This is a genomic window from Streptomyces sp. NPDC107471, assembly GCF_055582845.1.
Genome location: NZ_JBVJPC010000021.1, coordinates 16024 through 36480, shown reverse-complemented (window position 1 = coordinate 36480; position 20457 = coordinate 16024). Strand labels below are relative to the sequence as shown.

Annotated in this window: 17 protein-coding genes and 2 pseudogenes; 11 read left to right on the top strand and 8 right to left on the bottom strand. The window is 67.0% G+C overall.

What is annotated here, in order from left to right; all coding sequences use genetic code 11:
• The first annotated feature begins 63 nt into the window (after positions 1–63).
• Complete coding sequence (locus ACZ66S_RS39900; protein ID WP_469906488.1) at positions 64–1224, top strand: oxygenase MpaB family protein; 1161 nt, start codon at positions 64–66, stop codon at positions 1222–1224.
• A 1393-nt stretch (positions 1225–2617) separates the two neighbouring features.
• Here ACZ66S_RS39900 and ACZ66S_RS39895 read toward each other — a convergent pair.
• Positions 2618–3271, bottom strand: coding sequence for a TetR/AcrR family transcriptional regulator (locus ACZ66S_RS39895; protein WP_469906487.1), 654 nt, complete (start codon positions 3269–3271; stop codon positions 2618–2620).
• A 188-nt stretch (positions 3272–3459) separates the two neighbouring features.
• Between ACZ66S_RS39895 and ACZ66S_RS39890 the strand changes: the two genes are divergently transcribed.
• From ACZ66S_RS39890 to ACZ66S_RS39870, 5 genes are all read left to right on the top strand, one after another.
• A complete protein-coding gene (locus ACZ66S_RS39890) occupies positions 3460–4008 on the top strand; it encodes a carboxymuconolactone decarboxylase family protein (RefSeq protein WP_469906486.1) in 549 nt (182 codons plus the stop codon).
• 92 nt (positions 4009–4100) lie between these two features.
• A complete protein-coding gene (locus ACZ66S_RS39885; RefSeq protein WP_469906485.1) occupies positions 4101–4925 on the top strand; it encodes an isocitrate lyase/PEP mutase family protein in 825 nt (274 codons plus the stop codon).
• A gap of 56 nt (positions 4926–4981) precedes the next feature.
• Positions 4982–5629: a nitroreductase family protein gene (locus ACZ66S_RS39880; protein ID WP_469906484.1), complete on the top strand. Its 648-nt coding sequence runs from the start codon at positions 4982–4984 to the stop codon at positions 5627–5629.
• 52 nt (positions 5630–5681) lie between these two features.
• On the top strand, positions 5682–6599 hold the full coding sequence (locus ACZ66S_RS39875; RefSeq protein WP_469906483.1) for an NADP-dependent oxidoreductase: 918 nt from the start codon (positions 5682–5684) through the stop codon (positions 6597–6599).
• Positions 6600–6719: 120 nt separating this feature from the next.
• Positions 6720–7103: an MmcQ/YjbR family DNA-binding protein gene (locus ACZ66S_RS39870; RefSeq protein ID WP_469906482.1), complete on the top strand. Its 384-nt coding sequence runs from the start codon at positions 6720–6722 to the stop codon at positions 7101–7103.
• A 234-nt stretch (positions 7104–7337) separates the two neighbouring features.
• On the opposite strand, the pseudogene ACZ66S_RS39865 reads toward ACZ66S_RS39870, so the two are convergent.
• From ACZ66S_RS39865 to ACZ66S_RS39840, 6 genes and pseudogenes are all read right to left on the bottom strand, one after another.
• Positions 7338–7424 (bottom strand): annotated as a pseudogene (locus tag ACZ66S_RS39865) (hypothetical protein); the annotation flags it as partial.
• A 235-nt stretch (positions 7425–7659) separates the two neighbouring features.
• Positions 7660–7899: a hypothetical protein gene (locus ACZ66S_RS39860; protein ID WP_469906481.1), complete on the bottom strand. Its 240-nt coding sequence runs from the start codon at positions 7897–7899 to the stop codon at positions 7660–7662.
• 71 nt (positions 7900–7970) lie between these two features.
• A complete protein-coding gene (locus ACZ66S_RS39855) occupies positions 7971–8444 on the bottom strand; it encodes a GNAT family N-acetyltransferase (protein WP_469906514.1) in 474 nt (157 codons plus the stop codon).
• Between the two features lie 63 nt (positions 8445–8507).
• A pseudogene (locus ACZ66S_RS39850) lies at positions 8508–8985 on the bottom strand (hypothetical protein); the annotation flags it as partial.
• Between the two features lie 155 nt (positions 8986–9140).
• Positions 9141–9578, bottom strand: a complete 438-nt coding sequence (locus ACZ66S_RS39845) for a universal stress protein (protein ID WP_469906480.1) — start codon at positions 9576–9578, stop codon at positions 9141–9143.
• 35 nt (positions 9579–9613) lie between these two features.
• On the bottom strand, positions 9614–10780 hold the full coding sequence (locus ACZ66S_RS39840; protein ID WP_469906479.1) for an MFS transporter: 1167 nt from the start codon (positions 10778–10780) through the stop codon (positions 9614–9616).
• An 801-nt stretch (positions 10781–11581) separates the two neighbouring features.
• On the opposite strand from ACZ66S_RS39840, the gene ACZ66S_RS39835 reads away from it, so the two are divergent.
• A complete protein-coding gene (locus tag ACZ66S_RS39835; RefSeq protein ID WP_469906478.1) occupies positions 11582–12082 on the top strand; it encodes an ATP-binding protein in 501 nt (166 codons plus the stop codon).
• Positions 12083–12492: 410 nt separating this feature from the next.
• On the top strand, positions 12493–14352 hold the full coding sequence (locus ACZ66S_RS39830) for an AfsR/SARP family transcriptional regulator (protein ID WP_469906477.1): 1860 nt from the start codon (positions 12493–12495) through the stop codon (positions 14350–14352).
• Positions 14353–14366: 14 nt separating this feature from the next.
• On the opposite strand, the gene ACZ66S_RS39825 is transcribed toward ACZ66S_RS39830, so the two are convergent.
• Positions 14367–17303 carry a helix-turn-helix transcriptional regulator gene (locus ACZ66S_RS39825; protein ID WP_469906476.1) on the bottom strand — a complete coding sequence of 979 codons (2937 nt, stop codon included), beginning with the start codon at positions 17301–17303 and terminating at the stop codon, positions 14367–14369.
• Positions 17304–18341: 1038 nt separating this feature from the next.
• Here ACZ66S_RS39825 and tal point away from each other — a divergent pair.
• The 3 genes from tal to ACZ66S_RS39810 are packed head-to-tail and all read left to right on the top strand — an operon-like array spanning position 18342 to position 20337.
• Positions 18342–19472 carry a transaldolase gene (gene tal, locus ACZ66S_RS39820; protein WP_469906475.1) on the top strand — a complete coding sequence of 377 codons (1131 nt, stop codon included), beginning with the start codon at positions 18342–18344 and terminating at the stop codon, positions 19470–19472.
• Complete coding sequence (locus ACZ66S_RS39815; protein WP_469906474.1) at positions 19463–19810, top strand: WhiB family transcriptional regulator; 348 nt, start codon at positions 19463–19465, stop codon at positions 19808–19810. Before tal ends, ACZ66S_RS39815 begins: the two co-directional genes overlap by 10 nt.
• Positions 19807–20337: a molybdenum cofactor biosysynthesis protein gene (locus ACZ66S_RS39810; RefSeq protein WP_469906473.1), complete on the top strand. Its 531-nt coding sequence runs from the start codon at positions 19807–19809 to the stop codon at positions 20335–20337. The genes ACZ66S_RS39815 and ACZ66S_RS39810 overlap by 4 nt, the downstream gene beginning before the upstream one ends.
• Positions 20338–20457: the final 120 nt, after the last annotated feature.

Sequence of the window (20457 nt, the reverse complement as noted above, 5' to 3'; positions counted from 1 at the left end):
TCAGCCCCGCCCCCTCATGCCCGCGACGACCCTCGCCCGCCCGGCAGCCCAAGGAGCCCCGTGATGAGCTACACCGAGACGTCGATGGACGCCCTGCGCCAGGCCGGTGACGAACTCGCCGACGCAACCGTCGCCACCCTGTTCGAACGCGGTGAGGTCGGCACGTTCAACACCCTCATGCGATACGTGTCCACCGCCGATGCACCCCTGCCCGACGGGCTGCCCGACGTGGCGCGGGAGTACCTCCAGGTCACCGGCGCACCGCCGTCGTGGGTGGACTGGGCCGAGATGGAAAAGGCCCGCCTGTTCTTCATCGACAACAACGTGCACATCTCCACCGCGCTGTCGTTCGCCTCCATGCCGGCCTGCTACGTCGTTCCGCACGTGGCCCGACTGCTGTCGGCCACCCACGGCCTGCAGTACCCCGCCAAGCGGATGGCGGAGACCGGACAGTTCACCGTCTACCTCATGCAGCCCGGCGCCTTCGAGGCCGGCAGCCGCTTCATCCCGGCCGTCCAGAAGGTCCGCCTCCTGCACGCCTCCATCCGCCATCACCTCAAGCGCGAGAACCGCTGGGACAGCACCGCGCAGGGCGTGCCGATCTGCCAGGAAGACATGATCGGCGGGCAGATGTTCTTCTCCCTGCTGGTCCTGGACTCGCTGCACCGTCTGGGCATCCACATGTCCACCGACGGCGCCGAGGCCTACTTCTACGCCTGGCGAGTCGTCGGCGCGATGCTCGGCGTCGACCAGGACGCCGTCCCCAAGTCCCTCGAAGCTGCACGCGAGTTCCTCGACCGGTACATGGTCCGGCACATGGGGCCGTCCGAGGAGGGCACGCATCTGACCCGGCAACTGATCGACTTGTACGAGGACGTCGTCCCCGGCACCTTCTTCGATCCGATCGTCTCCGCGCTGATCCGCCACCTGATCGGCGACACCTGCGCCGACTGGCTCCACGTCCCCCGTACGCCCTGGGACACCGTGGTCAAAGCAGTTCCCCACCTGCTGGGCGTCCTGGAAACCATCGAGGACCGCTCACCGCTGGGCGCCTGGGCACTGGACCGCCTCGGCCACCTCACCACCGTTCTCGAACTGTCCTCCCTCACCCGAGGACGCGTCATGCACTACGCCATCCCCGAACATCTGAAGAACGACTACGGCGTCACCGCCACCGTGCCCCGCACCCACCGCTGGACCCCACCCGCACCCACCACCACCTGACACACAGCACAGAGAGACGCGTACGACGGCGCCCAGGCGGGAGATCGTCCGTACCCGCAGCACCTCCCCCGGTCGGCCGGCATCGATACCGAGGAAGCCAGCGCGGCAGTGGCGACCTCGCGCCCAACGCCGCCCGTACCGACGGCGGCTGGCTGCGCCTAGCCCAAACGCCCGCGCGCGTGCTGGGCATCCTCCATATCGTCGGCCTCGACGCCGTCATCCCCCTCTACCCGACCCTGAGCAGGGCGATCGCAGCGCAGAAGGCCGCCTGAGCTCCGGCCACCGCAGCACCGACGGCTGGGCGCGATGGCCTCGCCCGTCGCGCAACGCCCTCGCCCGCACCCCGATCGCGGCAGCGTCCAGGCCGTCCATCTCGCCCATCCCGCTGCGCAACTCCGGCCAGGTGCCTCAGGTTGCCGTTGCCGAGAACCTAATCCGCCCTGGTGGGAGGCGGTGCGAGGGTGTGCCGAGAACTGCGGGAACATGATCGACCGAGCTCCTGCGACTGGCCTGGCCAGGTGTGACGAATGTGTTCGCCCTGCTGTGCCTACTGCCGATGAGCGACCAAGGCAAGGACGCCGTAATCCCTCGCCATTCGCCCTCAGATGGGGGTACAGGAGCGCCAGCTCGACGGCCGGGGAGCGCGGTTCACCCCCGGGCGATCGCGCGAGCCTGGCAGCATTGCCGCGGCGGTCACCGACGGAGGTGCTGCGCGGGGTGCGGGTGCTGATGCGGCCGGACACGGCGATGCGCCGGCACCGTGATCTTCTCCCGCACCGCCATACGGCCCGCTCCACTGTGTGGAAGATCCTGAACGATGCCGGGACCGACCGGCACCCGAACACGCCGTAACGCCCTGGGTAGGCTTCCTGCGCTACCGCTGGTGGCCTGACGGCCTGCGACTTCTACGAGACCATCACTCCGTCCGGGACACGACCGTACGTGTTCGCCGTGCCCGAGCACGGCAGTCGGCGCATCCGGGTCCTGGGCGCCACCGCGCACCCAACCGCTTCCTGGGTGACACGCTGGGTGCAGACCTGCCGGCACGAGCTGCTGGACCGCACGCTGATCTGGAACCAGCACCCATCTGCTCACGCCCTGCCTGCCCAGCACTACAACTCCCATCGGCCCTACCAGGGCTTCGCAGGCGTCCGACCACTGCCCGCCTTGCCCCACCGATCACCGATCCGGAGCAGCTCACCCACCTCGACATGCGCCGACGTGAGAACCTCGGCGGCACCCTACACGAGTACCGACATAAGGCCTGACCTGCACGGACAGCGTCCTCGGCAAGGGCAGGGGCAGCCGCACCATGGCGGCCTCGCAGGCGCTTTGCCCAAGCACGGATCGCCGTGCACCGCCACGCTTCGCCGACCCGTACGGGCGGAAGCGGCTACCGAGCTTCGACCATGTCGGCGTCAGGAGACGTCGCAAAGGTCTGCAGGTGGTCGATGGCCGCCTGCAACGCGTCCCTCAGCGGAGCGATGCTCCGAGCGACCTGGGCTAGGAGCATGCCGCCCTGGAAGGCGGCGAGGAACAGATGGGCCAACTGCGCGGGGTCTGCCTCGGTGCTGATCCGGCCGAGTCGCTGCATGCGCTCGATTCCATCGCGGAAGATCCCCCGCCACTGGTCGAACGCACTCGCGAGCTCGTCGTGGACGTCGAGATCGGTCTTGATGATCTCACTCGCCAGGGAACCGAGGGTGCAGCCTTCTTGGTAGGCACGCTCGTAGCCGACGTAGAAATCCGCCCACTCCCGGAGCGCGTCGAGGTTGTCGAAGCCGGTGAACCTCTCGTCGCGGTGGAACGTGAGGACGCGCTCGGCCTGCCAGGCGATCACGGCCAGGACGAGACTCTCCTTGGTCGGGAAGTAGTGGTTGAGCTGCGATCCGCTGACGCCGGCGGCACGGCGGAGCTGCTCGTTGTTCGTCGCGTGGACTCCCTTCGCGTAGATGAGTTCCGCCGCGTGCTCCACGATGCGGGCACGCGTCGCCCGCCCCTTCGATGTCAGCTCGTGAGGCGCCGGAGCCGTCGTAGTCGTGACCATGCTTCGAGGATACCCCAGATTGGGCTTGACAGCCCAGAAACGAGTGGTGTTCACTCCAGGAAGTGGGCCGAGCAGCCCAAAAAATGTCCCGAGGTTCGCTGTCACAACAGCGACCGGCTCTCTGCGGCAGTAAGAACCGCCCTGGGCTCGACGCTGACCTTTCACAACTCACCGGAGGTTGATTCGCCATGTCACGCTTGAACGTTCCCTCTCCCGACGACGTCACCGCCGGCGCAAAGGGCATCCTCGACAACATCGGCGGGCAGTTCGGCTTCGTCCCGAACATGTTCGCGACCCTCGCGTCGAACCCGACCGTTCTCGACGTCGTCATGACCCTGCAGAGCACCTTGAGCCGGGTCCTGGACGCGAAGACGCGGCACACCATCGCTCTGGCCGTGTCACAGGCCAATAACTGCGATTACTGCCTGGCAATGCACACCTACGTATCGTCCGCACTCGGCGGCATGTCGAGCGATGACATCGACCTGGCCCGGTCCGGAAGCTCGACCGACCCCCAGCGTGCCGCGGTCGCTCGTTTCGCTCAGCAGGTGGTGGAGAGCCGCGGTCAGGTCAGCGACGCCGACCTCGCAGCGGTGCGAGACGCCGGGTACACCGACGCGCAGATCCTGGGGATCGTGACGGTGGCGGTGCAGGTCCTGCTGACCAACTTCATCAACAACGTCAACCAGACCGACGTCGACATCCCCGCCGTCAACTCGGCCGCCACGCACGTCTGATCACCGGGCCCCGTCGCGTCCGCGTATACAGCCGGCGACCCCTTCACCGCCTCACTTCACCGCCCCACAACGATCACTCGGAAAGGTTCGACATGCCGGGCTCCGACCTCTATGAGCGCTTCATGGCGCTGCACACTCGTGACGGTGGCCTCGTCATGCCGAACGCATGGGACGGCCTCTCGGCGCTGATGCTGGCCGACGCCGGCTTCGAGGCGATCGCGACATCATCGGCGGCACTCGCCACCACGCTCGGCCGGTCCGACGGGCGACACGAAGTGACCCGTGGTGAACACCTCGACCATGCGCGGCTGCTCGGCCGCCTCACCGGGCTACCCGTCAACGGCGACTTCGAGGACGGCTACGGCGACACGCTCGAAGACGTCGCCACGACCGTGGAAGCCGCCGTCGAGTCCGGCCTGGCCGGTATCGGGATCGAAGACACCTCAGGCAATCCTGAACACCCGATCCGCGACTTCGACGAGGCGGTGAACCGCGTACGCAGCGCCGTCGACGCGGCCAAGGGGCGCATCGTCGTCACCGGCCGCACCGACAACTTCCTCCAGGGGCGGCCCGATCTCGACGACACCATCCGGCGTCTGACCGCCTTCGCCGAGGCCGGCGCGGACGTGCTCCACGCCCCCTTCCCGCCCGACCTCGACGCACTCGTCGCGATCGTCACCGCCGTCGCACCGACACCGGTGAATGTCCTCATCTCGCCGGCGGACAGGGTGCTGACCGTCGCCGAACTGCAGAAGGCCGGGGTCAAGCGCATCAGCGTGGGTCCAGCGCTCTACACCCACGCGATGGAGGCACTCGACCAGGCCATCAAGGCTCTGGTCGCGGGCGACCTCGCCTCGGCGACGACAGGAATCAGCTTCGAGCGCATCGCCGAACTACTCGCCCGCGACACGGACTAGCCCACTCCCCGCGGACCACCGCCCCTCAGCCACTCATCGCACGAAGAAGGCAGGCAATGAATCTCGACAAGCTCATGAGCAAGCACCTGACCAGGTACTTCGACCCCAGCAGGACCATTCCGGAGGAAACCCTTCAGCAACTGCTGCGGTTCCTGCGTTCGACGCCGTCATCGGTGAACGTACAGCCCAACCACTTCTACGTCCTCGCCACGCCCGAAGGCAAAGAGCGGCTCGCCGACAACCTGGGCGAACGGTTCCAGGACAACGCCGAGAAGATCCTGAACGCGTCGCACACCATCATCCTCACCACCCGGGCGGATCTGCCCGACGCCCACCTCGAGGCGGTGTTCACGAAGGAGAAGGCCGACGGCCGGTTCCCCGACCCGGCCAAGCAGGAGCTGTGGGAATCCATGACCCGGGACTTCCTCAACCTGCGCAACTACGGCTACAAGGACCTGAACCACTGGATGGAGAAGCAGACCTACATGGCGGTGGGCCTGACCATGATGGCGGCCGCCGAACTCGGTGTCGAGGCCACGCCGTTGGAGGGTTTCGATCCGACCACGGTCGACAAGGCCTTCAAGATCCGCGAGAGCGGACACAGCACCACCGTGCTGCTGGCCCTCGGCTACCCCAACCCGGAGAAGGTGTACACCAATCCGATCTCGCGCTTCGACGCCGACGAGCTGTTCACCTTCATGTAGGAACCCGCCCGGGAACCGGCACTCACCACACATCCGAGAAAGAGGCAATTCGATGAAAGCCATTGTGGTCACCGACCAGGCCGCGGGAACGGCCGGAATGACGCTGACGGAACGGCCCGAGCCGATCCCTGCGATCAACGACGTCGTCGTTCAGATCCATGCGTCGGGCTTCGTCCCGACCGAAATGGAGTGGCCCTCGACCTGGGCCAATCGCGCCGGCCACGACAAGACACCATCGATCCCCGGCCACGAGCTGGCCGGAGTGGTCACCACCCTCGGCTACGGCACGACGGGCCTCTCGATCGGGCAACGGGTGTTCGGCCTCGCCGACTGGCACCGCGACGGGACTCTCGCGGAGTACGTGGCGATCGAGGCACGCAATCTCGCACCGCTGCCGGGCGACGTCGACTTCACGGTAGGCGCGTCCCTGCCCATCTCAGGTCTGACCGCGTGGCAAGGACTGTTCCAGCACGGCCGCCTTCAGTCCGGCCAAACCGTCCTCGCCCATGGCGCGGCCGGAGCAGTCGGGACGATGGTGACCCAGCTCGCACGTGAAGCCGGCGCGTACGTCATCGGCACCGGCCGCGCCGCCGACCGCGAGAAGGCACTCGACTTCGGCGCCCACGAGTTCGTCGACCTCGAGAACGACGCGCTCAAGGACGTCGGCAACGTCGACCTGGTCTTCGATGTCATCGGTGGCGACGTTCAACAGCAGTCCGCCGCCCTGATCAAGGCGGGCGGAACCCTCGTGTCCATCGTCGGCCCGGTGGAAGCGCGCCCCACTGACGGCCTGGCGGTGGACTTCGTCGTCGAAGCCGATCGCGCCGAACTCGGCGAGATCGTGCAGCGAGTGCGGGACGGACGGCTGCGGACCAACATCGGTGACATCGCGAGCCTCGACGATGCCGTCGGCGCCCTCAACCCCACCACGCGGCGCCTCGGGAAGACCGTCATCCGAGTCCTCCCGTAGGCAGTGGACGGTCAGGGTCCTACCGGCAGGTGGAACCGCGCCACGCCGCTTCCGGTGACCGACGGCAGGACCCGTACCGAAACACGCCAGACACTCGAATCGACAAAGGAGTTGATCACCTTGGACGGACAGGAGCTGCAGAAGATCGCGCGTGACCACACCGCGGACCTGCCCGGCGCCGACCAAGAGCGGCGTTTCGACCCCGACTGGGAGCTCCACAAGGTGGGCGGCAAGGTCTTCATGCTGATGACAGACATGCCGGGACGCCCCGTCGTGATCCTCAAGGCCGATCCGGACGACGTCACCGCCCTGCGTGAGCAGTACGCGGACATCACCCCTGGCTACCACATGAACAAGAGACACTGGATCACGGTCGAGGGCGGAGACACCATCGACGGCAACCTGGTGAAGGACCTCGTCACCGACTCCTACCGTCTCGTGGTCGGCGGCCTTCCCAAGTCGAAGCAACCAGTGGACCCACACACCTACAAACGGCACGTCTGACCCACGCCACGCCCGTCCTGTGACACGGCGTCGCGGCAGTCTTCCGGAGCCTCCTCGTCCCGCGGGGCAGGGGTCCTCAACGCCTCGGTCGGACAGATCAGTTCGGAGTTGACGTTCCTCGACCTCTGCCACGTCCACCGGCGCCGGTTTCGCACCGGCGGCCGCGTGGGCCGGGTCGGTGATCGTCTGGTGGCGAGCCCATCTCCGGGCACGGAGGGCACGGCGGGCATGGCGGGCAACCTCGACGCCGTCGCAGACCACCAGGACCTGGTCCAGGTCGGCGGCGACCTTGATGCGGCGGCCGACGGCCAGCGGATGCACCGAGCAGTCGCAGGTGTCCAGGCGCACGTAGTGGTCCCGGGGCAGTCGCGGAGATGCCTTCCCCAGCCCGGCGGCGCGATGAAGTCCGCCGGCGGGGTGAACACCCGGCCGGGCAGGACCGACGTCTCGAGATGGCCGTTGGCCCGCTCGACCGAGCCCTTGGACTCGGGATCCCGTGGCTTGCAGAGCAGGAACCTGATGTCGAGCGGACCGGCCAACGCAGCGAAGTCATAAGTCAGTTGGAGGCCGCCGGACCGCCGGGAGCCGACGGCTCCCTCGTTGCCCCAGACCAGCACCCGGGGGGGGCGACGCCCAGCTCTGTCAGCAGCCGCCACTGCCCGGCGATCGGATGTGCCGCGCACCTGGACGGCGGCATCCGCGCGGTGATCCACCGCAAATGGCCCGCGACCACGACCAGCACCGGCGGCCGCCCGACCTGGCCGAAGCCGAGCCGGATGTCGGCCGGCGGGAACATGCTCTCCATGATGTCGCGACGTTCACGCTCGGCGGAGAAAGACCTCCGCGGTGTTCACACCCATGTCCCGGTTACGTCAGGTCACGCTCGACCGCGGTGAGCTCCTCGTCAGGTCCTGCTCCCGCGGATTCGTGCTCGGGATAGGCGCCGGCGCCGGGATGGGCCTTGTCGATGAGGTCGGCGAACTCGGGGTGGCGCCCGATGAACTCACCCACCACCGGGCAGATGACGGTGATCTTCTTCCCGGTTTCGCGGATCTCGTCCAACACGCGAGAGATGAGTTCCGTGGCCACCCGGTGATTGCGGTAGGCGGGGTCGACCCAGGTCGTCAGCAGCACGACGCGGCCGCCCACGAACCGGTACGAAAGCTCGCCGATGGCTTCGGGACCGAGGGCGGCGACCCAGCGACCGTGCTCGGCATCGTTGAGCACGTCGAGCTCCCAGCTCGACTCCCCCACGCTGAGACGTGGTCCGTCCAAAGCGGCGATGAGCGCAGCGTTGTTCTCTTCCCTGGCGGAAGCCTCGGCTTCGGGATTGATCGCCATGGTCACTCCTTCTGTCGGGGGACCCTTCGTGCAGGCCCCGTCTCGGTCACGACGTGAGTTCCGGTAGGTGGTTCCGGCGACAACTGCGTCACCCCCGGCTATGAGAGCGTCTCCCGAGGCCGCGGCGTATGAGCCGGCCTGCTGTCGGTGACGACGCCGCGCTGGTCACCACACGCGGCCAGAGTGATCCCGCCCAGCTCGTCGAGGATGAGGACCTCGGGGCCGGCAATGTGACGGGTGCCCCTCAGTGGGGCACCGACACAGACCGCGGCCACAGCCTGAGCGACGTTCGCCGCGGCTACGGGCTGGATGCGCGCGGCCGGCGGGCACGGACTTGCCGTCGAGGGTCCACGACATCACCGTGTCCATGAACTCGAAGAGCTGCGTGGCGCGGACGAGCGAGTACGGCACGGAACCGGTCTTGAGGACGTCCTCTGCAACCGAACGGCGAGTGCGGCACCGCCTCGTGCCCGCTCGCCTTCAGGACGTTCACCACACGCGCCCCGATGAGCCCGATCCCACCGATCACGGCGACTTTCATGCGTCCGCCCTTTGGTCTCGTGCGGCCACGACCGCCGCGGTCGACGTCAATGTCAACGTCAACGACTGCGCCGGTCGAGCTGCTTGCGATGGGATTCGTCAGAGAGTGCAGTCCCCGTACTCGACCAAACCTGCGATCACACATGGCGCCGTCCGTCAGGTGCGGGCCGCCGCCGGCCTCTCCGGAGTGAGGAGAACGGCCAGGTGGCTGGCGTGCGTGACGATGTCGCTCACGCGGGGATTGAAGAGGGCGGCGACGACTCCGCGGTGGTGCGGGCTGAGGACGATGAGATCAGCGCCGAACTGCCCGGCCGTCTCGTTGATCAGGGCCGGCACATCGTTGCGCAAACCGTTGGCGAGCGTGCCGTCTGCCTCGATTCCCTCGTCGCGCAGAGCGTCGACGGCCTCGTCGAGGATCGCCCTGGCTTCGGCGTCGTCCTCCAGGCGTACGACGGTGTCGAGTGTGGCGGTCGCCGCGACCACATGCAGGACGTGGACGGAGGCACCGGCCAGCCGGGCCATCTCACCGGCCATACGGGCGGAGGTGAGACGCGAAGGGCTTGGATCGACCGCGACCAGTATTCGCTTGAACATGTGTGCGCTCTCCCTAAGGAATGAATGTCGTTCGGCTACTCGACGTCCTGGCGGTTCGCGATCGCAGTGAGCTGCGGGTTGCGTGCGCGGAGGACGGTGAACAGGGTCGAGACGAAGGCAAGGGCGCCGTAGCCGAGCGAGATCTGTGGCAGCGAGAAGGTGTGGGTCAGTTGGCCGGCGATGAGGGCAGGGATCGTCGCACCGCTGTAGGAGAGGAGGTAGATCACGCTGAAGGTCGGTGCCCTGTCGGCCAGGGTGCTGCCGTGCAACAGGCCTCGGGTCGCGGCGCTGATGGCGATGCCTTGACTGGCGCCGGCTACCACGGTCGCGGCAACGAACAGCAGCAATGTGCCGGTGCCGATGGCTGTGATGACGCCGATCATGCCGATCAGGAAGCCCATCATGCCCACGCGCTGGGCTCTCGCGGGTGTGAACCGGCCGCCGAGGGGAGCGCCGAGGACACTGGGACCCATGTAGGCAGCGAATGTCACTCCAAGAACGAGTGCGCTGCGCGTGTGCAGTTGGTCTTCGACCAGTGCGGGCACAAACGCTTGGTAGAAGGCCCCGGCCGCCCAGGTGGCCAAGAACACCGCTGCCGCGACCGGGAGCACACGCCTGACCCGTGCGGGCAGGCCGACCCGGGGCCGCAGAGACCGCCAGGCGCCCGGCATGGGAGTCGCGGTTTCCGGGCTTGCAGCGATGAGTGCGACAGACAGAAGAAGGAGGCCGATGACAACCAGGTAGATCAGGTCCCGTGGCCATGGCCCGTACTGGACCAGGGCGCCGGAAGTGACGGCGCCGACGGCGAGGCCGAGCATGACTGTCTGGCTGGAGGCGACCGACGCCAACCAGGCCGGCTTGGGGGGTGCGGTGTCGACGATGTAGGAGGTGAGGCTGCTGCTGGCGAGTCCGGCGCCGAGGCCCATCATGATCCGACCGGCAATCAGAGTGCCGATGTCGTGCACGTCCAACAGCAGCAGACAGCCGAGCAGGAGCAGGCTGAGGCTGGTGATCGCGAGGGGCCGCCGACCCAGATGACTGGACAGTCCCCCCAGGAACAACAGAGTGGCGAGGGTGGCGAAGGAGTAGGCGACGACGGTGATCGAGATTTCGGCGTTGGTGAACCCGTCCTCGGCCCGGTAGACGTTGAACAGCGGAATCGTCGAGCCCACGGCGGCAAAAACTGCCACCAGGGAGATCACCGCTGAGAGAAAAGCAAGCCGGTGCGTTCCCACCCTCGTGACAGGGTCGGTCACTGGTGCGGTGTTGTGCATCGAACCACGTCTCTCTCTTGTCCTGAGCCACCCCTGGGCTTCTGGGAATCCCCGGTCCGAGTGCACGGTCGTCTCGCGATCGGGACCCGGCGGGAAACGGGTCAGGTGCCCGGAGCGATCGCACAGGCCGAGACGCAGACCTAGGCGCCCTCACGCTGTTGGCGTCCGCGTTCGGGCTTGACGTGGTCAAGGCTCAACTGAGCGCGGATCGCCAGGACTTCGGTCGAGTGGTTGGTGTCGCTCATTCTCTTGGTCCTTCTGCGAGCGGTTCGACTCTTGGTCGTGGGAGCTCCGGTCAGGTGATGCACAGGCCGGCGTCATCGTGCAGGCAGTTAGTGTCGGCTCGTCGCGCCGTCTTACCGAGGGCGCCACGATCTTGTTCGCAGCCGGACGCGGATCGCGGATCGAGGCGGTGATGGTCCGGGAGGCCGCGGCGGCGGATGACGACCCGCTGTGATGGCACTGATCGTCGCCGTCCACCCGATGCCGGGCACCACCGCGCAGGCGCTCCCCGGGGGCCGGATCGCTCCAGCCACCGGATGCCCCGGACCGCGACCGGTACTGCGCGACCGCGGCCGCCCTGAACCGCGGGGGGACAGCTCCAAAACATTAGGGACGGCCCCTAATGCCCGGCTTGATCGAGGCTCGTAGAACAGAGGACGTAAGGAATCCACTGAAAGGGCCCCGACATCGATGAGGCCGTTTCCCGCAGCACGGGAAGTGATCGCCATGTACGCCACCGTCGAGGACCTGGTGTGCTCAGCCCAGGACACCTGCCCGACGCGTGACCGGCCGGACACCGCGGTGTCCGGCCCGGGTGCAGCGGTCGGCAGCCCCGTGACCCACGCGCTGGAGCACCGGCCGGTCGCCGCGGGTGCGGCACGAGCGATCACCCGCGCCGTCCTTGAGGACTGGCGCGTCGACCAGGACGCCGCGCATTCGGTACTGCTGGTGGTGTCCGAACTGGTCACCAACGCAGTCGAGCACGCCTTGCCGCCGGTGACGCTCCACCTGTATCAGGACCCGGCCGCAGCGGTCGTGTGGGTCGGCGTCACCGACGGAGGCCCGGCCCAGGACGATGGCGCCTGGACCTCCTCCTGCACCCGCGAGGAGCACGGCCGGGGCCTGGCCCTCGTCGAGGTGCTGGCCACCGGCCATGGCATCCGCTCCCACCCTGACGGCGCCGCCACACACTGGGCTCTCCTGACCGTTCACGCAGCACCGGCCTGAAGAGGCCTCCCTCGCGCACCGCCCCGCACATCACGGTGCACCCGTCCCTGACCAACCTCCGCGTGGAACCGCGTGAGGTCACCGAGGGGCACGTGTCCAAGACCAACGCCGGGCAGGCCTCCGGCCTCCTTCCCGATCCACCCTGCGCATCGACCACGAACAGGAATCACCATGAGCTCTCCCGTCCTGGAACTCACCATCGATACGGCAGTCGCGGTCACCTCCGACCTGCGCGTACCTGTGCCCGTTCGATTCTCATACGCGTGCAGCGGCCCGCACGCCGTTCAAGTCTCCACCGCACGACTCGGCGACGGCTACGCACACCTCCAAGGCCCTGCCGCCCAGGGCAGTGCGACCGTCCTCCTGGACATCGACCGTTTCCCTGAAAAGCCGTCAGGGCGGTAGAGGTCATGCACGCGGACATCCAGTTCTCGGTCCTGGGCCCGGTCCGATTGCACAAGCAAGGGCTGGAGAAGACGGCCGGCCAGCCAAGGCAGTGCGCGGTACTTGCTTCGCTGTTGCTCAGGGCCGGCCGGCCTGTCAGCCTCTCGAAGCTGGTGGACGACGTGTGGGGGGACGAAGCCCCACCGTCGGCCGTGGGCTCCGTGCGCACCTACATCTACAGGCTCAGGCGAGCGCTCGGTGAGCGTAGTGACAGCTCGGTGAACCTGGTCGACGGTGGCTACCTTCTGCGCATCCCACCGGATGCTGTGGACCTGAACAGGTTCAAGGAAACGACGGCCAAAGCGCGAGAGGCCCGCAGCAACGGCGACCTGGAGACCGCGACGAACCTGCTGACCAAGGGCCTCGCATTGTGGAAAGGGGAGGCTCTTGCCGGGGTCCCGGGGCCGTTCGCAAGCCAGCAGCGCAGGGTCCTGGGCGAGTTGCGTCTCGCATGCGCCGAGGACCACCTGGCCTGCGAGGTGGAGAGGGGGCGCTACACCGAGGCTGCCGCTGAACTGTCCGCTCTGCTCGTCGAGCACCCGCTGCGTGAGCGCGTATGCGCCCTCCTCATGACCGCGCTGTACGGCGCGGGGCGGCAGTCCGAGGCTCTGACGATCTACCACTCGACCAGTCACCTGCTGCGTCAACGCCTCGGCGTCAACCCGTCGCCGGAACTGCGGCAAGTCCACGAGCGCATCCTCTCCGGGCGATTTCAGTTGCCGAGAAGCACCGACCGCACAGCCGGCGGTCGACATACCGCCCCTCCCCGGCCGCCGGCCCAACTGCCGGCAGCCCTGCCCCACCTCGTCGGGCGCGAGAAGGAACAAGAGCGGGTCGAGCGTTTGATCGCCGATGCCGAGGCGTCGTCCTCGGTGGCCATCTGCGTGGTCGGCGGAGCGGCAGGCGTCGGCAAGACAGCCTTCGCCACCACGGTCGCCCATCGTCTGGCGGACCGCTTCCCGGACGGACAGCTCTTCGCCGACCTGCACCGGGAAGGGCCAGGAGCCGAGCCGAGGGACCCGGCAGGGATCCTCGCGGACTTCCTGCAGTCTCTGGAGGTCCGGCCTGAGGCCGTACCCGAGACCACACAGGCTCGAGGGCTCATGTTCCGGGACCTGCTGGCCAAGCGCCGCATGCTCATTGTGCTCGACAACGCCTGGAACGCAGAGCAGTTGAAGCATCTCCTCCCAGGGAGCCCCGGTTCCATGGCCCTCATCACCAGCCGCACGCAACTCCACGCGCTGGTGGCTGCCTACCAGGCGGTTCCCCTGACCTTGCTGCCACTGAGCCAGGGGGACGCACGCGGCTTGCTCGCCCGCCGCCTCGGAGCAGCGCGGACGTCTGCTGAGCCCGAAGCCGTCGACCGCATCATCCACCTCGCCGGACGTCTACCCCTCGCACTGGCCAATGTCGCCGCCGGCGCGGCCTACCGCCCTCAGATGTCCTTGGCGAGCCTGGCCGACGAATACGCACCGTCCGAGCACGGCACCTTGGATGCTTTCACCAGCGAAGCGGACCCGGTGCTCGACGTTCGCGCCTCCATCGCGCGGTCGTACCGTTTGCTCGACCCAGAGGCCGCCTCCCTCTTCCGCGCCCTCGGCGCCCTGCCTGGCCACGTGTTCACCACGTCCGACGCCGCCAGAACAGCCGCGCGGCCCGAACAGCGGGTGCGCCAGACCCTTTGGCGGCTGATCCGCGCACACCTCGTCTCGGAGATCGTGCCGGGCACGTACACCTGGAACCGGCTCGTGGCCGCCTACGCCGCAGAGCAAGCGGGCTCAGACATGTCTGAAGCGTCCGACCAGGCCGTGGATTCCCCCTCGTGAGGTTTCCACCTCATTCACGACGCACTCAGTGCGGCGGGAAGCTGTGCGCGGCTGGTAACGGACAGCTTGCGATAACAGTTTGAAAGGTGGACCTCGACAGTCTTCGGGGTGACGAAGAGAGTTTGGGCGATCTGCCGGTTCGTCTGGCCACGTGCCGCCAAGTCCGCGACTCTTCTCTCGGACGGGGTGAGCGCGCCTGGACCGGTGAGTGCCGTGCGCCGAGGGCGGGCTCCCGCGGTGGTGAGTTCGGCACTGGCTCGGTCTGACAGGGGTACGGCACCGCAGCGGGTGGCGAGCTCAAGGGCCTGCCGTAGGGGCGGACGAGCGTCGTTGCGATGACCAGCCTTGCGTAGTGCGGCACCGAGGTCGACCAGGGCCTTTGCAAACTCAAGGTGCGCAGGGGACTCCTTGAGTACGTCTACTGCTTCTTCGAATAGTTCAATTCGGTCCTGGGGCGAAATCAGGCCAGACACACGCAAGGCCCGACCGAGAGCGCGAGGGGCGCCCCATCGTCGAGCACGGTTGAGATTTTCATCCGCGATGACGCGAGCCTCACTGTCGCGATCAAGGTAGTGCAGAGTCAGTGCGGCCAGTGTTCTCCAGTCCGCGACTGCCGGGTTCTGAATCTGGTAGAGACGGCATGCTTCCTCTGCCTGTCGGGCAATTTCGAGAGCCGTTTCATGGTTACCTCGGACTTCTTGCAGCCGGCTGAGCGCCGTCAGGGACAGGTAGACCGGTCCTGGAGGGCAGGTTGTTGCTGTAACTCCCACCTCGGCAAGAGTGCGCTCAGCCTCATCCAGATGTCCTTGCTCGATCAAGGCCTCGGCCAGAACTGTGCAGCCCAAAAGGCGGGTGACCGCCGAACCGTTCAGTTGTCCGACTCGAATCGTCTCACGTCCATCTTGTTCGGCCCCTGCAAGATCACCGTGCCACAACAAGGTGTAGCCGCGATGAATGTAGACGGAGGCCAATGTGAAGAGGGAACCGCCCACATGAGCCCGTTTCACCGCACTGTCCAGGCTGGCTATTGACATGTCGTCGTCAGCCGCCGCCAGGGACCACCATCCGCACGCCAACGGCCCGTTGGGATCTGCCTGGTCGACAAACGCAACATCCGCGAGGGTCTCGCGTGCGCGAAGCACTCCGGAAGGGTCCCCAAGAGCAGCATTGCGGCCAGCAACCGCACAATATAGAAGGCGGTCTCCGTAGCCGTGGCCGTGCGGGAGTTGACGTAGTTCCGGCAAGCAGTCGACTATGTCTTCCCTTCCGGGGACATACCATGTACTGGAACTGAGGAGGCAGGCCTGAAGGCGCTTCCTGAGATCATTATCAGTGGCCGGAAGTTCCGAAATCGTTGATTTTTGTATATCAACTCCGGCGTCCGGCCTTGCGAGGTAAATATAGGCCATACCCAAAGAGGGCGCAATTTCTGCGCGTTCAGCGGGATCCATGCCTTCCCACGCTTCTTGCAGAAGACGAGCCCCAGTCACGACATCAAACAGTAGTGCAGTTTTCCCGGCTTCCAGGAGAACCGCTCGGCGCTCGTCACCTTTCAGCGACTCGTCAAGGCTTCGCCGCAGGTAGACATAGGCGCTCTCCGGAGCGCCGCGTGCCGCTGCAGCAGCCGCGGCAGCACGCAGGTCCGTAACGGCCACCGGATCCATGGTTGCCGGTATTCGCATCAGATGGTAGGCCACCTGCTCTGCGGGAGAGCCGTTCTCCCGCAGAAGTATTGCGGCACGGTGGTGTGATGTGGTGCGGTCGGCGCGGTCAAGGGATTCATAGACAGCATTACGCACAAGGGGGTGCACAAAGGAGAGAGTCGGAGACCCGTACACCTCGTCGATACGTATGATTCCCCTCTGCTCCAGGAGGATGGCGCACTCAAGTGCCCTACTGATGGAGTCCTGCCCTGCCAGGCGCGCAGCGCGCATCAGCGGCGAGCGGTCGCCCAGAACTGCGACCGCCCGAGCCAACGGTGCGCAGGCCGCCGGCAAGGCCATGAGGCGGGAGGCGACCAGATCGGCCACTGCAAGCCCCCCGAGATCGGCCACCTGTCCGACGTTCCTGTCGCTGGCTGACAGGCCCTGCGCGGAGAAGGTGAGACCGAGTTCACGCAACAGCAACGGGTTCCCACCGGTGGCCCTGTGACAGGTGATTGCGAACTCTTCCTCCACCTCTCCATCCATTACCTGCTGCAGCAAGGTCGCGGTCGCCTGGGCGCTGAGCTCCTTCGGATTCAGCTCTGCGAGCGCCGGAGCGGAGAGTATGTGCTGCAGCAGTCGCTCATCAGTGGCGTGCTCCCCCGTGCGGAGCGCAACGGCTACCAGCAGCGGTTGCGTCTCAATGCGAGGCAGGAGGTACGCCAGATACCGCAATGAAGGTCTGTCGCACCACTGAAGATCGTCCACCACCAATACGAGCGGGCGGTCTTGGCATGCGTTGATGGTGAGCCAATAGAGACCGTGCAGAACCGCGAAATCGCCAGGTTCACCAGCATTGGAGATGGCCTCAATGGCTTCTCTCGCTTGCTTGGCTGCTCCCGTCCACAAGGACTCCCGAGCGGTCCGATCAGCGTTGAACGCCAACTCTTCAAACAGTTGCCGCACCACACCGAAAGCAAAATCCTGTTCGAATTCAGTACTGCGTGCAGTCGTCACGCCGAACCCGGCCTGGACTGCTGCCGTCCGGATCTCTGACAGCAGTCGGCTCTTTCCGGTACCAGCCACTCCCTTCACCAGAAGCAAACCGCCGCCCTTTTCAATCCCCTGGATGGTGTTTGTTATGACGGCAGACTCTGTCTCTCTTTCGAGCAGTTCAAGTACTCTACGCAGCATTGCTCCAGTATTCTCCTGTATCTGCCGTTCATCAAGGCTCAGTGGTATTTGCGACAGATGTGGATCGGGGAGCCTGCGCGTTCCGGGGTGGCCGTCGAACGTCCGATGCTCCATCAGCTCAAGGTCGAAGTCACCCGTGCACGCGAAGATCGGGCGGGCCCTCGGCGAGTTCCTCACCGAGCAAAGGACTCCCGGCATGACCGGCCTGCGCGCCGTGCGCAGTGTCGGCGTCCGCCTCTGCGTGAAGAAGCTGCTGCCCCGCATCACGCCACTGGTCGTGCCGTCCGACGGCCGGGGCCTGCATGACCCCAGGGTCGCCGAACACGCGCCGGCTCTCCTCCTCGCAGCCGAACGGGGCCTCCCCCGCAGCATCCGCGACCGGCACGCCCGACGCTGGGCACGCTCCCCACCTGCCCCGGCCACTGGCCGACAGCTTCGCGATCATCGTCGGATACGGCCATCGCGGCGGCGATCGAGCACCAATTGCTCGCCTGCGAGGCCGAGCTCGTCCGCGGGACAAGCCGCCGCCGACCCGGCGAGCGCGTGCACGGCATCCGCGGACGGCCCCAACTGCTCCCCCACGCCGACATCGCGATCCTGGCGCTGCCGCAATCCCCGGTCACCGGTGGCCCGTTGTACGCCGCCCCCTGGCGCCGTTCCCCGACAACGCACCCGTACTCGAGGGCGGAACGGCTCGCGACGCGCTCCGGCAGGCGTCGTACCCCGCACACCGGCCCTCCTGGATCGCGTCGACGCCTACCATCGTGGTCCCGGACCACGGAACGAGCCGGTCCCTCACGTGCACCCCGCCAACCGACGTGGCGAGCGTGCCATCCACAGCGCGTCTACTCCGCGTCGACGTGCCGTTCTTCCCTCTGCCCATGCGCAAAAAGGCGCATTATGCTCGAGCCGTACCGAGGCGCCTTCGGCTTGTGGTCGGACCATGAGACGCCTTCGGCACCATCCCCGTAAAACGGCCCCTGCGCCGACCGGGCCACGCCGGTGCGACACGTAAGCCCGGCGGCGCAGCCTGGAGCGCCGCAGGCACGGCCTGTGCGCACGGGTCGCACTCCCTGGCCGTCGTCCGCAGATGTGAGCACTCCCGGGCGGCCCTTGCTGCCCGCCTCGCCACCCCTGGAAGGTGTGGGACACATGACGAGCATGTTGAAGGATCTGTCGGACGCCGGTGTGTCCGTGTGGCTGGACACCCTGTCACGGGGGCGGATCAAGTCGGGGAGCCTGGCGGAGCTGATCAGCGGCCGCTGCGTGGTGGGCGTCACGACGAATCCGACGATCTTCAGGGACTCGATATCGCTCGGCGTGGAGTACGAGGCCCAGATGTCCGAACTCGCGGTGCGCGGCGTGTCGGCCGAGGAGGCTGTCCGGACCGTCACAGCGACGGATGTCCGCGACGCCGCCGACCTGCTCCTTCCGGCCTTCCTCGCGTCCCCCGTCGGCCAGGACGGCCGCGTCTCCATCGAGGTCGATCCGCACACGGCTCATGACACCACGGCGACGATTGCCGAGGCACACCATCTGACCTGGCTGGTGGACCGTCCGAACACCTACATCAAGATCCCCGCGACCGAGGCAGGCCTGCCCGCCATCACCGAGACCATCGCCCAGGGCATCAGTGTCAACGTGACGCTGATCTTCTCCCTGGCCCGCTACCGCCAGGTTGCCGAGGCTTATGTGGCCGGCCTGGAGAAGGCCCGTGCCGGCGGCTTGGACCTGTCGCAGATCTCGTCGGTCGCGTCGTTCTTCGTCTCCCGTATGGACACGGAGGTCGACCGGCGCCTCGACGCCCTGGGCACCCCAGAAGCCAGAGCCCTCCGGGGCAGAGCCGCCCTGGCCAACGCCCGCCTGGCGTACGAGGCCTTCGAGGAGACCTTCTCCGGTGAGCGCTGGAACCGCCTGCGTCGTGCCCGGGCGAACAAGCAGCGCCCGCTGTGGGCCTCCACGGGCGTCAAGGACACGGCGTACGAGGCCACCAAATACGTCTCCGGACTCGTTGCCCCGGACACCGTGAACACCATGCCCGAGGCGACTCTGCTCGCCGTCGAAGCACGGGAACACGCCGCAGGTCGCGCCCTCCGCAGCAAGTACGACGAGGCGCGGGCCGACCTCCAAGCGATCGAACGCCTGGGCATCTCCTACGCCGAAGTCGTCCAGCAACTCGAGGACGAGGGCGTGGCGAAGTTCCAGGAGTCCTGGGACAGCCTTCTCACCGCGACCGAGTCCCGGCTCGAGGCCTGCACCCGCAGATTGCACACATGGTCATGAACGACGCCCGCACGGGAACACCCCGGTCCTGGTTCCAGCCCCGGGCCAGCGGCATGCTGACGTGGCTCGACAACGCGGGCTGCCGGGGCCTCGACACCGAACTGTTCTTTCCTGCAGGGCCGAAGGGCCCCGGCAAGCGTGAGGCCGACGAAGCGAAGGCCGTGTGTGCGACATGTCCGGTCCGCCGGCCGTGCGCCAGTTGGGCCCTCGCCACAGCACAGGAGTACGGCATCTGGGGTGGAATGGACGAGGAAGAACGGGTCCGGGTCCGCAGGAGAACAATTCTCAGCACCCGGGAGAACGGCCCCCCGGGGAAGAAAGGAACTGACTCGGTTTGAGCTCCCCACACGTCACTCACGACGAGCTGGTGCAGGTGGTGCAACTCCTCATGTCGCCCGTGCACCGCTACTCCGGACGGCCTGCTGAGGGGCCGTCACAAGACCCTGTCGGCGGGCTGGTGCAACACGTCCGAATACGCCGTCACCTCGGAATCGTCGGCGACCGGTACTTCGCCCAGCCGGCTCACCAGGACGCCTCGGTGACCATCATGGCGTCGGAGAACCTGCCCACCCACATCGCCCCCGAAGTCGGCCTCCAGCAGACGCGACGGAACATCCTGCTCCGAGGCGTCGACATCGACGCCTGCATCGGTCGGATCGTGGAGCTCGACACCGGCGACGGACCGATCGCGTTCGCCGTCAACCGCGCCGCACGGCCCTGCGCGTGGATGGACGCTGTCATCGGACCCGGGGCCCAGCGCGCGCTGCGCGGAAGGGGCGGTGTACGGTGCACACCGCTGTCGGACGGCGTCCTCCGCGTCGGCACAGCCGACTTCCACGTAGTCGGGCCGCGCCGGCGGCACTGAAGGCCGCCGCGGGGTTTGCGCACGAGATGCGATACACGGTCTGGCCGGTGTGATCGCCGCGGGCGCGAACGGCGCCCGGGCATTGGTGCCGGCATCAAGATCGTCGCGATCAGACATCAG